The sequence below is a fragment of the Neisseria sp. P0019.S002 genome (assembly GCF_051957155.1).
Lineage (GTDB): Bacteria > Pseudomonadota > Gammaproteobacteria > Burkholderiales > Neisseriaceae > Neisseria > Neisseria perflava.
This window is the reverse complement of the sequence record NZ_JBQCWS010000083.1, coordinates 1-488: the sequence shown is the minus strand read 5'-3', so window position 1 is coordinate 488 and position 488 is coordinate 1. Positions and strand designations below refer to the sequence as shown.

Below are 488 nucleotides of genomic sequence, written 5' to 3'. Positions count from 1 at the left end.
GCCTTTGTGGCTTTGGCTTTGAAACGGTCGATAAAGGATTGCAGATGTTTGATTTGCGCCTGCTGTTTGACGTGGGCGGCTTGTTGTTGCGCCAGACGTTGGGCGCGTTCGGCTTGCTAGAAATCGTCATTGCAGCCGTATTGGGTCAGTTTTTGTTGCGACAGTTCGATGGTGTGCGTTGTGGTGGCATTCAAGAAGTCGCGGTCATGGGAGATGATGATTTGCGTACAGGGCAGGGAAGCGAGATGGTTTTCCAGCCACAACACGGTTTCTAAATCCAAGTGGTTGGTCGGTTCATCCAAAAGCAGCAAATCGGCACGACAAATCAGCGCTTGGGCCAGGTTAAGGCGCATACGCCAGCCGCCGGAAAAAGATTTGACGGGGCGGGTATGTTCTTCTTGTGCAAAACCCAAGCAGTTAAGCAGTTTGGCAGCGCGTGCCGGAGCGGTATAGGCATCGATTTCTTCAAGTTTGGCGTGATATTCGGA

1 pseudogene is annotated in these 488 nt (G+C 52.0%); it reads right to left on the bottom strand.

Going from position 1 to position 488, the window contains the following annotated elements:
• Positions 1-488: pseudogene (locus ACTHTY_RS11670) on the bottom strand (ATP-binding cassette domain-containing protein); the annotation flags it as partial.